Annotated in this window: 12 protein-coding genes; 6 read left to right on the top strand and 6 right to left on the bottom strand. The window is 61.3% G+C overall.

The features are described 5' to 3' along the window. Positions 1-59 precede the first annotated feature (59 nt). From panB to AC788_RS00465, 6 genes are all read left to right on the top strand, one after another. Positions 60-860 carry a 3-methyl-2-oxobutanoate hydroxymethyltransferase gene (gene panB / locus AC788_RS00490; RefSeq protein ID WP_049858679.1) on the top strand — a complete coding sequence of 267 codons (801 nt, stop codon included), beginning with the start codon at positions 60-62 and terminating at the stop codon, positions 858-860. Then, positions 857-1,726, top strand: coding sequence for a pantoate--beta-alanine ligase (panC, locus tag AC788_RS00485; protein ID WP_049858678.1), 870 nt, complete (start codon positions 857-859; stop codon positions 1,724-1,726). Before panB ends, panC begins: the two co-directional genes overlap by 4 nt. A gap of 219 nt (positions 1,727-1,945) precedes the next feature. Beyond that, positions 1,946-3,610, top strand: coding sequence for a glucose-6-phosphate isomerase (gene pgi, locus AC788_RS00480; RefSeq protein ID WP_049858677.1), 1,665 nt, complete (start codon positions 1,946-1,948; stop codon positions 3,608-3,610). A 110-nt stretch (positions 3,611-3,720) separates the two neighbouring features. Then, positions 3,721-4,737, top strand: coding sequence for a class I SAM-dependent rRNA methyltransferase (locus AC788_RS00475; protein WP_049858676.1), 1,017 nt, complete (start codon positions 3,721-3,723; stop codon positions 4,735-4,737). 113 nt (positions 4,738-4,850) lie between these two features. Then, positions 4,851-7,748: a DUF748 domain-containing protein gene (locus AC788_RS00470; protein ID WP_049858675.1), complete on the top strand. Its 2,898-nt coding sequence runs from the start codon at positions 4,851-4,853 to the stop codon at positions 7,746-7,748. Further along, the gene (locus tag AC788_RS00465) at positions 7,745-8,050 is read left to right on the top strand and encodes a DUF2845 domain-containing protein (protein WP_049858674.1); all 306 of its coding nucleotides are present in this window, start codon (positions 7,745-7,747) and stop codon (positions 8,048-8,050) included. Before AC788_RS00470 ends, AC788_RS00465 begins: the two co-directional genes overlap by 4 nt. 99 nt (positions 8,051-8,149) lie before the next feature. Here the strand turns inward: AC788_RS00465 and AC788_RS00460 are convergent, their stop codons facing one another. From AC788_RS00460 to infB, 6 genes are all read right to left on the bottom strand, one after another. After that, on the bottom strand, positions 8,150-8,500 hold the full coding sequence (locus AC788_RS00460; RefSeq protein ID WP_043190755.1) for a BON domain-containing protein: 351 nt from the start codon (positions 8,498-8,500) through the stop codon (positions 8,150-8,152). A gap of 320 nt (positions 8,501-8,820) precedes the next feature. Beyond that, positions 8,821-10,926, bottom strand: coding sequence for a polyribonucleotide nucleotidyltransferase (gene pnp / locus AC788_RS00455; RefSeq protein ID WP_049858673.1), 2,106 nt, complete (start codon positions 10,924-10,926; stop codon positions 8,821-8,823). A gap of 251 nt (positions 10,927-11,177) precedes the next feature. After that, positions 11,178-11,447, bottom strand: a complete 270-nt coding sequence (gene rpsO / locus AC788_RS00450) for a 30S ribosomal protein S15 (RefSeq protein ID WP_043190760.1) — start codon at positions 11,445-11,447, stop codon at positions 11,178-11,180. A gap of 143 nt (positions 11,448-11,590) precedes the next feature. Next, on the bottom strand, positions 11,591-12,508 hold the full coding sequence (gene truB, locus AC788_RS00445; protein WP_049858672.1) for a tRNA pseudouridine(55) synthase TruB: 918 nt from the start codon (positions 12,506-12,508) through the stop codon (positions 11,591-11,593). A gap of 5 nt (positions 12,509-12,513) precedes the next feature. Beyond that, the gene (gene rbfA / locus AC788_RS00440; protein ID WP_049858671.1) at positions 12,514-12,915 is read right to left on the bottom strand and encodes a 30S ribosome-binding factor RbfA; all 402 of its coding nucleotides are present in this window, start codon (positions 12,913-12,915) and stop codon (positions 12,514-12,516) included. 111 nt (positions 12,916-13,026) lie between these two features. Then, the gene (infB, locus tag AC788_RS00435) at positions 13,027-15,540 is read right to left on the bottom strand and encodes a translation initiation factor IF-2 (RefSeq protein WP_049858670.1); all 2,514 of its coding nucleotides are present in this window, start codon (positions 15,538-15,540) and stop codon (positions 13,027-13,029) included. Positions 15,541-15,551: the final 11 nt, after the last annotated feature.

Genomic DNA, 15,551 nt, shown 5'->3' with positions numbered 1-15,551 from the left:
TCCAAACATCACGACAGATGATGTTGTGTCGACACAGCGCCAGTCCGAGGATTTTTTTCATGCCCGAAATCACCCTGACCACCCTGCAGAGCCTCAAGCTCAAGGGTGAAAAGATCACCATGCTGACCTGCTACGACGCGACGTTCGCCCATGCCGCCAGTGCGGCGGGTGTCGAAGTGTTGCTGGTGGGCGATTCGCTGGGCATGGTTTTGCAGGGGCATGACAGCACATTGCCCGTGACCGTTGCCGACATGACCTACCATGTGGGCAGCGTTAAACGTGGCAACCAAGGCGCGTTCATCGTGGCCGACCTGCCTTTCATGGCCTATGCCACCAGCGAGCAAACGCTGGCCAACAGCGCTTTGCTGATGCAGGCCGGGGCACACATGGTCAAGCTCGAAGGGGCTGCCTGGCTCGCCGAGCCGGTCCGCCTGCTCGCCGAGCGGGGTGTTCCCGCGTGTGTCCACCTGGGCCTGACCCCACAATCGGTCAACCTGCTCGGCGGCTACAAGGTGCAGGGACGCCAGGATATCCAGGCACGCCAGATGCGTGCCGATGCCATCGCCCTGGAACAGGCCGGCGCGGCCATGCTGCTGCTCGAGTGCGTGCCCGTTGAACTGGCAGCCGACATTGCCCAGGCGGTGAAGATTCCGGTCATCGGCATCGGCGCCGGCAGCGCCGTGGATGGCCAGGTTTTGGTACTGCACGACATGCTCGGGCTGTCGTTGAGCGGCCGCGTGCCACGCTTCGTGAAAAACTTCATGACCGGGCAGAGCGATATTCAAGGCGCCCTGCGCGCCTATGTGAGCGCCGTCAAGGCGGTTGATTTCCCTGCACCTGAACATGGATTCGCCTCATGAACACCGTCAAGACCGTCCGTGAACTGCGCGCCGCCGTGGCCCGCGCTCGTGGCGAAGGCAAGCGTATCGGCCTGGTGCCGACCATGGGCAACCTGCACAGCGGCCATGCGGCGCTGGTCGCCAAGGCCACCCAGCGTGTCGATTTCGTAGTTGCCAGTATCTTCGTCAACCCGTTGCAGTTCGGCCCCAGCGAAGATCTGGACAAATACCCGCGTACCCTGGCTGCCGATCAGGAGCGGCTAGTGCAGGCAGGCTGCAGCCTGCTGTTCTCACCTTCGGCTGCCGAGATGTACCCCGACGGCATGGCCGGGCAGACCCGTGTGAGCGTTCCGCAATTGTCCGAAGGTCTGTGCGGCACCAGCCGTCCTGGCCACTTCGAAGGCGTGGCGACGGTAGTCAGCAAGCTGTTCAACATGGTCCAGCCAGATCTGGCCGTCTTTGGTCAGAAGGACTATCAGCAACTGGCGGTCATTCGGGCGCTGGTGCGCGATCTCAACATGCCGATCCAGATTATCGGTGAGCCGACCGTGCGTGCCGAAGACGGCCTGGCGCTGTCGTCGCGCAATGGTTATCTGAGCGAAGAACAACGCGCCCAGGCACCGTTGCTGTACCAGGTGCTCAGCCAGGTAGCGGCACAGATCAGCCAGGGCCGTCGCGACTATCCGCTGCTGCTGGACCAGGCCAGGCAAGTCATTGCCCAAGCGGGCTTCGTGCCCGAGTACCTGGAAGTACGCCACGCACTGACCCTGCGGCCGGCCACTGCCGATGACCGCGATCTGGTCATTCTGGTCGCAGCGAACCTGGGTACCACGCGATTGATCGACAACCTGCACCTGGACCTCGATCACGATCCTCAGCACGGCTGAACCGCGACCGCTCGAAAGTCGTTCACGCACCGGCCACTAGGCGCAGACAGAATGCGCGCGGCGGTTTAAGGTGGTGCAGCGTCCGAACCGTGCATTGGCAGCCGATCAGTGGCCCGCAATGACCCTGGCCGCCTGTTGGATCTTTTGATGCAACAGGCACGCAACCGGCCGAGCGTTCCAATGTCCAAAGGCAGTTCAAGAAAAAGGAAATTTGCAGCGATGGCGTACTACCGAACCCCGCACGATGTGACTACCCTGCCCGCTTGGCAGGCGCTAACCCAGCACCGCGCTGCCATGAAAGACTTCAGCATGCGCGATGCCTTCAACGCCGACCCTCAGCGTTTCGAGCATTTCTCCCTGAGCGCCTGCGGCCTGTTCCTCGACTATTCGAAAAACCTGATCGACACGCAGACCCGCGACCTGTTGGTCGAGTTGGCCAACGAAGTGGATCTGCAAGGCGCCATCAAAGCGATGTTCGCCGGCGAGCTGCTCAATGCTTCCGAAGGTCGCCCGGCTCTGCACACCGCGCTGCGCCGTCCGGTTGGCGACAAGCTCAACGTCAATGGCGTCAACGTGATGCCGGACGTGCACAAGGTTCTCAACCAGATCACCGAGCTGGTCACGCGCATCCATGACGGCCTGTGGCGCGGCTATACCGAGAAGCCGATCACCGACGTGGTGAACATCGGTATCGGTGGCTCCTTCCTCGGCCCTGAGCTGGTCTCCGAAGCCCTCCTGCCGTACGCGCAAAAAGGCGTGCGCTGTCACTACCTGGCCAACATCGACGGCAGCGAATTCCACGAGCTGTCGGCCAAGCTGCGTGCCGAGACGACCCTGTTCATCGTTTCCTCCAAGTCGTTCAGCACCCTGGAAACCTTGAAGAACGCCCAGGCCGCGCGGGGCTGGTACCTGGCACAGGGTGGTTCGGAAGCCGAGCTGTACCGTCACTTCATCGCCGTGTCGAGCAACAATGCCGCCGCTGTGGAGTTCGGTATCCGCGAGGAAAACATCTTCCCGATGTGGGACTGGGTGGGTGGGCGCTATTCGCTGTGGTCGGCCATCGGCTTGCCGATCGCCATGTCGATCGGCATGGCCAACTTCAAGGAGCTGCTGTCGGGCGCCTACACCATGGACCAGCATTTCCAGTCGGCACCGTTCGAACAGAACATGCCGGTGCTGCTGGCCCTGCTGGGCGTGTGGTACGGCAACTTCTGGGATGCCAAGAGCCACGCGATCCTGCCGTACGACCACTACCTGCGCAACATCACCAAGCACCTGCAGCAATTGGATATGGAATCCAACGGCAAGAGCGTGCGCCAGGACGGCACGCCGGTGAACATCGACACCGGCCCAGTCATCTGGGGCGGCGTCGGCTGCAACGGTCAGCACGCCTATCACCAGCTGCTGCATCAAGGCACTCACATGATCCCGGCCGACTTCATCGTCCCGGTGGTCAGCTTCAACCCGGTTGCCGACCACCATCAGTGGCTGTTCGCCAACTGCCTGTCGCAGAGCCAGGCGCTGATGCTGGGCAAGAGCCGCAGCGAGTCGGAAGCCGAACTGCGCGAACGCGGCATGGCCGAGGAGGACGTGCAGAAGCTGGCGCCGCACAAGGTCATTCCCGGCAACCGTCCGAGCAACACCCTGGTGGTCGAGCGCATCAGCCCACGTCGCCTGGGCGCGCTGGTTGCAATGTATGAGCACAAGGTGTTCGTGCAGAGCGTGCTGTGGGGCATCAATGCCTTCGATCAGTGGGGCGTGGAACTGGGCAAGGAACTGGGCAAGGGTGTCTACCAGCGTCTGATCGGTGAAAACGAAACGACTGCCGAGGATGCTTCGACCCAAGGCTTGATCAACTACTTCCGCGGCCGTCACCGCGGCTGACCCTCACACGGTCGCGACGCTGCTGGACAGCGCCGCGACCGTGCGATCCCTCGCAGCACCGGGCAATTGAGGTAGAATTGCCACCCTCCTTTTTTCGTCAGGCGCCGTGCATGCCCGCTTTGATCCAGGCGCTGCGCGCCGCCCTCGACGCTCGTTCGTCATTGCTCGACTCATTGCATGAACAGGGTACCGATTGCTATCGACTGTTCCACGGCAGCCAGGAAGGGGCCAGTGGCCTGACCGTCGACCGCTATGGCCCACAGTTGCTGGTGCAAAGCTTCCACCAGACGCTGGAGCGCGAAGACCTGTTGGCCGTGCACGGTGCGGTCGAGCAGCATCTGCAGACGCTGCTACTGCTGGTGTACAACGACCGGTCACGGGGCAATTCGCGGATCGATCGGGAAGACTCGGTGTATCGCGCCGAAGACGCCGCACTGGTCGACCTGGTTGGACGTGAATGGGGCCTGAACTATCGCGTGCGTGGCCGTCATCCTGGCCAGGACCCGTTGCTGTTTCTCGACCTGCGCAATGCGCGTGGCTGGGTCAAGCAGCACAGTGCCGGCAAAAGCGTGTTGAACCTGTTCGCCTACACCTGCGGCGTTGGCCTGAGTGCAGCGGCAGGCGGTGCCCGTGAGGTGTGCAACCTGGACTTTGCCGAAGGCAACCTGGCGGTCGGTGCCGAGAACGGGGCGCTGAACCCGGAGCTTGCGCCCATGCAGTTCGTCCAGTCGGATTATTTCCCGGCCATACGCCAGTTGGCCGGCCTGCCGATCACCGCGCGCCGAGGCCAGAAGCTGCCCGCCTACCCGCGCTTGCAGCAGCGTCAGTACGATCTGGTCTTTCTCGATCCACCGGCCTGGGCAAAAAGTGCATTCGGTACGGTCGATCTGCTGCGCGATTATCAGAGCCTGCTCAAACCAGCGATTCTCGCCACGGCCGAGAACGGTGTACTGGTCTGCTGCAACAACCTGGCGAAGGTCAACCTGGACGACTGGCGCGACCAGGTGCTGCGCTGCGCCGAGAAAGCCGGTCGGCCTGTACGCGAGAGTTCGGTACTGGCGCCAGCGGCCGATTTCCCCTCAAGCGACGGCCAGCCACCCTTGAAGACGCTGATTCTGAATTTCTAGTTTTCCTACATCAACTGGTGAAAATTCCATGACTTACGCGGGCTGAGTCATAGGAACCACATTGACGTGCCATACTCCAAGCACCTCCGATCACGTCAGATGGCCCCATTTCCATGTCCAAAGGATTGAAACGCACCGCTGCCACCCTAGTGGCGCTGGTTGCGCTGTACGCGATGCTCGGTTTCCTGATCCTGCCCGGCGTAGCGCTGCGGGTAGCCAATCAGCAGCTAGCGGCCTACTCCACCGTGCCTGCACAGTTGCAGCGGCTGGAGTTCAATCCGTTCAGTCTCGAGCTGACCCTGTGGGGGCTGAAGATCGGCGAGCCTGGCGCCGAACAGATCGGTTTCGAGCGGCTGTACGCCAACCTGCAAGTGGACAGCCTGTGGACCGGCGCCTTGCATCTGGTCGCAGTGGAACTGGACAGACCGCAGACTCAAGTACTGTTCGACAAAAGCGGCAAACTGAACCTGAGCGCTCTGTTCAAGCTTCCGGCCAGCGATACCGCTGCCGAGCAGGACGCGCCTTCCGAGCCCTTCGCCTTGCGCATCGGCAGCATCAAGCTGGTCGATGGGCGTTTGCATTTCAAGGATCTGCGCCCCAGCCAACCCATCGAATTTCTATACGACTCGATGAATCTGGAGCTGCAGAACCTCAGCACGCTGCCAGACGATCATGCCGACATGACCCTGGTTGCCAACAGCCCTCAGGGCGGTCGTATCGACTGGCGTGGCCGGATCGGCCTGAGCCCGGTGTCGTCCCAGGGATCGCTGAAGGTGACCGATGCGCAGATGAGCGTCTGGTGGCCGTACGTGCGCGACAGCGTGCCGTTGGTGCTGGAAAAGGGCGTGTTCACCTTGAGTGCCGATTACAACCTCAATCTGGCCAAGCAGACCGAGCTGAAACTGGACAAGGTGGCCCTTAGCGTCGCGCCCTTCGCGATCGCAGCTCCCGATGGACGTCCCCTGGCTCGACTCGAGCGCCTGGACGTCAGCGACACATCGGTCGACCTGGTCAAGCAACAGGTCAGTGTCGGTCGGATACGCAGTCACAAGCTGGAAACCTGGGCCGCCCGCGAGGCGGATGGGCAGCTCGACTGGCAGAAGCTGTTCGCCAGCTCGGCACCGCAGCAGCCAGCACCCAAAGAACCGACGAATTCGCCGGCCAAGCCCTGGCAGGTGCTGCTCAAGGATGTCCAGCTGCGTGACTACCAGGTGCATCTGGCCGACCGTGTGCCTACCGATGAGGTCGCCGTGAACGTGGGTCCACTCAACCTGGACCTGCATGACTTCGACAGCCTCAACGGCGCGCCCTTCACCCTCAAGCTCGATACCGGCCTGGGCAAGCAAGGTCGTGTACAGGCCAGCGGCGAGGTCAGTCTGGCGCCGGTTGCTGCCCGCATGAAGGTCAGCACTCAGGACATCGACCTGCGTATCGCGCAGGCCTACATCAGTCCGCTGATTCGTCTGGAACTGCGCAGCGGCATGCTCGACAGCGATCTCGATGTGCAACTGACCAGCACCGAACCCCTAGCCATGACCGTATCCGGTCGCGCCGAAGTCGATCAATTGCACACGCTCGATACGCTCAAGGAGCGCGACTTCGTCAAATGGCAGCACCTGACCCTGACCGGTCTGGAGTATCGCCACGGCGATCGCCTGGACATCGAACGGGTCCAATTGCAGCAGCCGTACGCGCGCTTCATGATCAACGAGGACCGCACCACCAATATCGACGACCTGCTGATTCCGCAACCGGCGCAGGCCGCCGAGCCGGCTCGGGCTGGCAAACCGGCCAACTCGGAAAAGCCACTGGGCATCCGCATCGGCGCCGTGGACATCGACAACGGCTCAGCCAACTTCGCCGACTTCAGCCTGACGCCGAACTTCGCCACGGCCGTCCAGCAACTCAACGGGCGCATCGGCACCATCGACAACCGCCAGGCCAAGCCTGCGCGCATCGACATCCAGGGCAAGGTCGATCGCTATGCGCCGGTGACCATTTCCGGTGCGCTAAACCCTTTCGATCCGATGGCCAGTTTAGACATCACCACCAGCTTCAAGCGCGTGGAACTGACCACGCTGACGCCCTACTCGGGCAAGTTCGCCGGTTATCGCATTCGCAAGGGCCGTCTGAATCTGGATCTGCACTACCTGATCACCAAAGGCCAGCTCAAGGCGGAAAACAAACTGCTGGTGGAACAACTGCAGTTGGGTGACAAGGTCGACAGCCCCGATGCGGTGGATCTGCCGTTGCGGCTGGCGATTGCGCTGCTCAAGGACTCCGAGGGCAAGATCGCCATCGAGCTGCCGGTGAGTGGCGACCTCAACAGCCCCCAGTTCAGCGTCATGCCGATCGTCTGGCAGACCCTGCGCAATCTCATGGTCCGCGCCGCGCAGGCACCGTTCAAGTTCATTGGCGGGCTGGTCAGTGGTGGTGGGTCGCAGGATCTGAGCACCGTGTCGTTCCGCCCAGGCTCCGATGAGCTCAGTGCCGAGGCGCAAGCGGCGCTGATGAAGCTGGCGACCGCCTTGAAGGAACGTCCGACCCTGCGCCTGGAAATCGAAGGCACCAGCGCCCAGGCCAGCGATGGTCCGCTCATCGCTCAACAGCGGCTGGAGCGCGAGTACCAGAGCACCTACTATAAGATGGCTCAGCGCCGCGGCGACAAGGTCCCGGCCACGGCTGCCGAGATGCAGGTGCCCGAAGACGACAAACCGCCGATGCTCGAAGCCATCTACCGCACGCGACTCAAAGGCCAGCCGCCGGCGGAATGGCAACAGCTGGACAGCAAAGCACGCGCCGACAAGTTGCGTGAAGCAGTGCTCAAGTCGTGGGCGTCGAACAACGCGTTGCTGCGCCAGCTGGGTCAGGCGCGCGCGGGCAGCATCAAGGACTTCCTGGTCGATAAGGGCCAACTGGCTGACGAGCGTGTGTACTTCATCGATGCGGCCCTGGGTCAGGCTGAAAAAGACGGACGCATCATTACCCCACTGCATCTGGATGCCGAATGAACAAGTTGATTTGGATGAGCTGCGCGCCTTTGTTGCTGGCGCTGTGCGACACGGCGGGCGCCGCCTCGACGATGCGCTGCGGCAGCACTCTGGTGTCGCTGAATGATCGTACGGTTCAGGTCGAGCAGAAGTGTGGTGCTCCCACCAGCAAGGCACAGACTGGCTATGAGCGCTCGGGCCCGATCAATCGGCGCGTTGAACTGCCCATCGAAGAATGGGTGTACGGACCGTCCAACGGCATGAGTCAGTACTTGAAGTTCGTCGGTAGCCGTCTGGTGGAGATCGAGAGCAGCCGTAACTGATCGAGTACGAACTCACCGCTGTTCTGCGCCCATAAAAAAGCCCCGACGTTTTACGTCAGGGCTTTGAGTGGCCACATCCCTGTGGCCTTCGCATGAAACTTACTCGGCTTTCAGGCCATCGGCGGAGACAGCTTTCACGCCTTTAATTGCCTTGGTGATACGCACGGCAGTAGCCTTCTGAGCTTCAGTCACAGCAACGGTCGACGACAGGGAAACCACGCCTTTGTTGGTTTCTACCTTGATGTCGGTGCCTGGAATGCCTTTCTCGGTGACCAGATCGGATTTGACCTTGGTGGTGATCCAAGTGTCGGAAGTTGCTTCTTTGGCGTGAGTAACTTCACCAGCAGCAACCACCATAGGAGCCTGGGTGGACTGTTGAGCGAAAGCAGCGTTGGCCATGGTCAGGGTCAGCGCGGTAGCAGTAGCGGCAGCAATAGCGAACTTCTTCATACGATTCACTCCTGTTTTTTGAAAAGGTCTGCGACCATTTAATGTCTTGGTCGCAGGTGACAGGGATATTGCAGGCGTCATGCCAACCCGCCTCGCCCTGTAAAATCCTTAATAATCAATGACTTATAATTATATGAAAACCGCACTATCGTGCAGTTTGCACGCTCGTACAGTTTTTTGCGTGCAAGTTGCAAGTCCGCAAAAGTTCCCTGCTCACTTCAATCTTTCACCTGCGCAGCCTTCAGCGTTTCAACCGCTACTTAGTGAACTCTAGGCGAAAAAAAAGAGCCCTGAAGGGCTCTTTCTTCACACCTGCGGGTTTAGACGCCCGAGGCCTTTGCAGCAGCAACGTCCTTGATGGACAGCTTGATACGGCCGCGGTTGTCCACGTCCAGTACCAGTACTTCGACTTCCTGACCTTCCTTGAGGATGTCGGTCACTTTCTCTACGCGTGCATCGCTGAGCATGGAGATGTGAACCAGACCGTCCTTGCCCGGCAGGATGTTGACGAAAGCACCGAAGTCGACGATACGCTCGACCTTGCCGACGTAGATCTTGCCGATCTCGGCTTCTGCGGTGATGCCCAGAACGCGCTGACGAGCAGCTTCAGCGGCTTCCTTGGACTCGCCGAAGATCTTGATCGAGCCATCGTCTTCGATGTCGATCGAAGCCTTTGTTTCCTCGCAGATGGCACGGATGGTTGCGCCACCCTTGCCGATCACGTCGCGGATCTTGTCGGTGTCGATCTTCATGGCGATCATGGTCGGAGCGTTTTCCGACAGCTCGGTACGCGAGGTACCGATGATCTGGTTCATCTGGCCGAGGATGTTGAGGCGCGCTTCCAGGGCCTGGCCCAGGGCGATTTCCATGATCTCTTCGGTGATGCCGTTGATCTTGATGTCCATCTGCAGCGCAGTGACGCCCTTGGCGGTACCGGCGACCTTGAAGTCCATGTCGCCCAGGTGGTCTTCGTCACCCAGGATGTCGGTCAGGATGGCGAACTTCTCGCCTTCCTTGACCAGACCCATGGCGATACCGGCCACCGGCGCCTTCATCGGCACACCGGCGTCCATCAGGGCCAGGGAAGCACCGCAGACCGACGCCATGGAGCTTGAACCGTTGGACTCGGTGATCTCCGATACCACGCGGATGGTGTACGGGAACACGTCGGCGGCGGGCAGCATGGCCTGTACCGAACGACGGGCCAGACGGCCGTGACCGATTTCGCGACGGCCTGCACCGCCCATGCGACCACACTCGCCCACCGAGAACGGAGGGAAGTTGTAGTGCAGCATGAAGGGGTCTTTCTTCTCGCCTTCCAGGGTGTCCAGCAACTGTGCGTCGCGGGCGGTGCCCAGGGTCGCGACGACCAGCGCCTGGGTTTCACCACGGGTGAACAGGGCCGAACCGTGGGTCTTGGGCAGTACACCGACTTCAATGTTCAGCGGACGCACGGTCTTGGTGTCGCGACCATCGATGCGTGGCTTGCCGTTGACGATGTTTTCGCGAACGGTGCGGTACTCGATCTCGCCGAAGATTTCCTTCACTTCGGCTGCGGTCGGCTGACCTTCTTCGCCGGAGAACTTGGCAATTACCTGCTCACGCAGCTCGCCCAGCTTGGCGTAGCGATCGGCCTTGACGGTGATGGTGTAGGCCTGGGAAACGGCGTCGCCGAATTCGCCACGGATCGCGCCGAGCAGCTCGGTGTTCCAGGCTTTTGGCGTCCAGCTCCAGGTAGGCTTGGCGGCTTCGGCAGCCAGCTCGCCAACGGCCTTGATGACCGACTGGAACTCGTCGTGGGCGAACAGCACAGCGCCCAGCATCTGGTCTTCGGTCAGCTCTTTGGCTTCCGATTCAACCATCAGCACGGCGTCCTTGGTACCGGCCACGACCATGTCCAGGCTCGACGCCTGCTGCTGCTCGTAGGTCGGGTTCAGCAAGTAGCCAGTGCTCTCGTGGAAAGCCACGCGCGCAGCGCCGATCGGACCGTCGAACGGAATGCCGGAAATGGCCAGGGCTGCCGAGGTACCGATCATCGCAGCGATGTCCGGATCGGTTTTCTTGCTGGTGGAAACGACGGTGCAGACGACCTGCACTTCGTTCATGAAGCCTTCTGGGAACAGGGGGCGGATCGGGCGATCGATCAAACGCGAGGTCAGAGTTTCTTTCTCGGAAGGACGGCCTTCACGCTTGAAGAAACCACCGGGGATCTTGCCGGCAGCGTAGGTCTTTTCCTGGTAGTGCACGGACAGCGGGAAAAAGCCTTTGCCTGGATCGGCTTGCTTGGCACCTACCACGGTGACCAGCACAGTCACGTCGTTATCGACGGTGACCAGTACGGCGCCGGAGGCTTGACGGGCAATGCGGCCCGTTTCGAGGGTTACGGTCGATTGACCGAATTGAAACGTCTTGATTACCGGGTTCACGGTTTCCTACCTTCTGTTGGCTCTTGGGGGAACTGGTTTCTTGCGAAATTCTTGGGCAGAGCGGGGAATCGGCCCCGTTGACCGTCCAGATACAACTTGAGGCTGGGAGCCTGCCCGCCCCTGCGAGAAACCCGCTGGGGTACGACAGACAACCAACCTCAGGATTGCGCGTGGCGCCCTCGCAGGCCCGAGCTTGTGCCCAGGCCTGCGAACATGGCGAACCACGCTTGTCACCGCGTGTCGAGCCGCTATTAGCGACGCAGACCCAGACGACCGATCAGGGCGCTGTAACGGGTGACGTCCTTGCCCTTCAGGTAGTCCAGCAGCTTGCGGCGCTGGTTGACCATGCGGATCAGACCACGACGCGAGTGGTGGTCTTTGCCGTTGGCCTTGAAGTGACCCTGCAGCTTGTTGATGTTGTGCGTCAGCAGTGCAACCTGCACTTCTGGCGAACCGGTATCACCAACGGCTTGCTGGTAGTCGGCAACGATTTGAGCTTTGTCTTCAACGCTAAGAGCCATGAGGCATCTCCACTATCAAGGGCACTGCATGCAGTGTCCAACAGGCCAGGGCAGAACCCTGTATTCATGAGAAGAGGTGCGACCGTGCCTGTTGACAGCCGTCCTCGACCAGCCGTCACGAACACCGTGACGACCGGGATCGGTCATTCCGACCGAATCAAGCGACGCGGCGCAATGCGCCCGTCTTCGCTCACTTCACCGATACCGATGAAGCGACCATTGTGATCCTGTACCCGCACCATGCCGAACTTGGGGGCTTCCGGAGCCCTTACCGGCTGGCCATGAAGCCAGTAGAACGCACTGTGCTCCGAGAACTGCAGCAGTGGCCAATCCTGCAGGCCGCTGTCCGATGGCAGCAGGAACTTGTCCACCGCCTCGTTTCCGCCCTCGGCATGCACCGCTTCAAGCTCTTCGAGCGTCACGGTTTGCGCCAGGCTGAACGGGCCCGCCTGGGTCCGACGCAGCTCGGCGACGTACGCACCACACCCCAACGCCTCGCCGATGTCCTCGACCAGGGTCCGAATGTAGGTGCCTTTGCTGCAGTCCACGGCGAACCGCGCGGTGGTCTGCTCGCAGCCAAGCAATTCGAGCCGCGCAATAGTAACAGAACGCGGCTCGCGCTCCACTACTTCACCGGCACGCGCCAGTTTGTAGAGCGGCTGGCCGTCACGCTTGAGCGCCGAGTACATCGGCGGTACCTGGCTGATCTGCCCGCGGAATCGAGGCAACACGGCTTCGATGTCGGACTGACCGACGGTCACCTCGCGGGTCTGCAGAACCTCGCCCTCGGCATCGGCCGTGGTCGTGGTCTTCCCCAACTGGGCCAATGTCTCATAGCCCTTGTCGGAGTCGAGCAGGTACTGGGAGAATTTGGTCGCCTCGCCAAAGCACAGCGGCAGCACGCCGGTAGCCAAGGGGTCGAGACTGCCGGTATGACCGGCCTTCTCGGCATTGAGCAGCCAGCGCACTTTCTGCAAAGCGGCGTTGGAAGTGAACCCCAGTGGCTTGTCCAGCAGGATGATGCCACTGACGTTGCGACGGATACGCTTGACCTGAGCCACCGGGATTACTCCTTGGACTCTTCGGCCGAATCGTCTGCGTGATGCTGGCTGTCTTCGGCCACGGCACGCTCGATCAACGCCGAGAGATGAGCCCCACGGCTCACGCTTTCGTCGTAGTGGAAATGCAGTTGCGGCACGCTGCGCAGCTTCATTTCCTTGGCCAACTGCATGCGCAGGAAGCCGGCGGCCGAGTTCAGCACCTTGATGCTCTGGGCGATATCGGCAGCGCTGTCCTGACCCATCACGGTGATGAACACCTTGGCATGGCCGACATCGCGGCTGACTTCCACCGCCGTGATGGTGACCAGGCCGACGCGTGGATCCTTGACTTCGCGACGGATCAGTTGCGCCAGTTCGCGCTGCATCTGATCGCCGATGCGCTGGGTACGGCTGTATTCTTTTGCCATGTTTCATTACCTGTAACTAGAGCGGCAAACGCCCGATCAGGCTGGGCCGGATCGGGCGTTGCGTTTAGAACCTGCCCGGCTGTGGCCGGACCGGTTCCTGGAGGTCGCGGCTTAGAGGGTACGAGCCACTTGGACTTTCTCGAAGACTTCGATCTTGTCGCCGACCTTGACGTCGTTGTAGCTCTTGACGCCGATACCGCATTCCATGCCGGCACGCACTTCGGACGCATCGTCCTTGAAGCGACGCAGCGATTCCAGCTCGCCTTCGAAGATCACGATGTCTTCGCGCAGTACACGGATCGGACGGTTGCGGAAGACCACACCCTCGATGACCATGCAGCCGGCGATCGCACCGAACTTCGGCGAACGGAACACGTCACGCACTTCGGCGATACCCAGGATGTTCTCGCGAACATCGCTGCCGAGCATACCGGTCAGGGCTTTCTTGACGTCTTCGATGATGTCGTAGATCACGTTGTAGTAACGCATATCCAGACCTTCCTGCTCGACGATCTTGCGCGCGCCAGCATCGGCCCGCACGTTGAAGCCGAACAGTACCGCTGTCGAAGCCAGGGCCAGGTTGGCATCGGATTCGGTGATACCACCGACGCCGCCACCGACCACACGCACCTGCACTTCGTCGTTGCCCAGGCCGTTCAAGGCGCCCTGCAACGCTTCCAGCGATCCACGGACGTCGGATTTGAGGACGATGTTGAGCGTCTTCTTCTCTTCCTGGCCCATGTTCTCGAAGATGTTTTCCAGCTTGCCGGCGTGAGCACGGGCCAGCTTGACTTCGCGGAACTTGCCTTGACGGAACAGAGCCACTTCACGGGCTTTCTTCTCGTCGGCAACCACGCTCATCTCGTCGCCAGCATCCGGGGTACCGTCAAGGCCCAGGATCTCGACCGGGATGGCCGGACCGGCTTCCTTGATCGGCTTGCCGTTCTCGTCGAGCATGGCCCGTACACGGCCGTAGTTCGAACCGACCAGCACCATGTCGCCCTGACGCAGCGTACCGTCCTGAACCAGCACGGTGGCTACCGGACCGCGGCCCTTGTCCAGGCGCGATTCGACGACCACACCACGGCCAGGAGCCGAAGGCGTTGCGGTCAATTCCAGTACTTCAGCCTGCAGCAACACAGCTTCGAGCAATTCGTCGACGCCGGTACCCTGCTTGGCCGAAACCGGTACGAACGGGGTGTCGCCGCCCCACTCTTCGGAAGTGACGCCGTGAACCGACAGCTCGCTGCGGATACGGTCCAGGTCGGCACCCGGCTTGTCGATCTTGTTCACCGCGACCACCAATGGCACGCCAGCGGCTTTCGCATGCTGAACGGCTTCGATGGTTTGCGGCATCACGCCGTCGTCCGCCGCGACCACCAGGATCACGATGTCCGTCGCCTTGGCACCACGGGCACGCATCGCGGTAAACGCGGCGTGGCCCGGGGTGTCGAGGAAGGTGACCATGCCACGCTCGGTTTCGACGTGGTAGGCACCGATGTGCTGAGTGATGCCGCCGGCTTCGCCAGCAGCGACCTTGGCACGACGGATGTAGTCGAGCAGCGAGGTCTTGCCGTGGTCAACGTGGCCCATGACGGTCACGACCGGAGCACGAGCGAAGGCTTCACCTTCGAACTTCAGCGATTCGGCCAGGGAATCTTCCAGGGCGGTGTCGCTGACCAGGGTCACCTTGTGGCCCAGCTCCTCGGCAACCAGCTGAGCAGTTTCCTGATCCAGCACCTGGTTGATGGTGGCCGGAGTGCCCAGCTTGAACATGAACTTGATGATCTCGGCAGCCTTGACCGACATCTGCGCAGCGAGATCGCCGACAGAGATGGTCTCGCCGATTTTCACGTCACGCACCAGAGGACCGGTAGGGCTCTGGAAGCCGTGGGCGTTGCGCTTCTTCAGCTTGCCCTTGCCACGACCGCCACGACGGAAGCCATCGCTTTCTTCGTCGGTGGTACGAGGCGCGGCGCGCGGAGTCGGAGCCTTCTCCTTGACGGTGGCACGGTGAGGCTGGTTCTTGCGCTCGCCATCACTGTTGCCACTGCCGCTGCGACGGTCGTCGTTGCGCGGCTTGTCGGGGCGACGGGGCTCTTCCTTCTTGCGCTCGGGCGCCGGTGCCGGAGCAACGGCAGCCACATCGACGCTCGGTGCCGATGGAGCTGGTGCCGGTGCGGCAGGGGCGTCCGTCTGAACGGTGCTGCCAGGCTGCTTGCGTGCTTCTTCTTCGGCACGCGAACGGGCTTCCTGCTCAGCCTTCTGACGGGCAGCATTTTCCGCTGCGCGACGCTCTTCGAGCTCACGCTTCTGTTCGGCCTGGATTTCTTCCGGGCTGCGCTGAACGAATACTTTCTTCTTGCGTACTTCTACGCTGATGCTCTTGCTACCGGCCACACGCAGGGTGCTTTGGGTCTTGCGCTGCAAGGTAATCTTGCGCGGTTCTTCCGCTTTCGCCTTGTGGCTGCTTTTCAAATGAGCCAGCAGAGCCTGCTTCTCATTGTCGGTCACAACTTGTCCGGCGTCGGTGTGCGGCAGACCTGCCTCACGCATCTGCTGAAGCAGGCGCTCTACCGGTGCGGCGACCTCTTGGGCCAATTCTTTCACCGTGACTTGCGTCATGCACTTCTCTC

It is taken from the genome of Pseudomonas sp. RIT-PI-a, assembly GCF_001187875.1.
In the GTDB taxonomy this organism is placed as follows: Bacteria; Pseudomonadota; Gammaproteobacteria; order Pseudomonadales; family Pseudomonadaceae; genus Aquipseudomonas; species Aquipseudomonas coleopterorum.
Note: the sequence above shows the minus strand (reverse complement) of the source record. Positions and strands in the feature narration are given on the sequence as shown.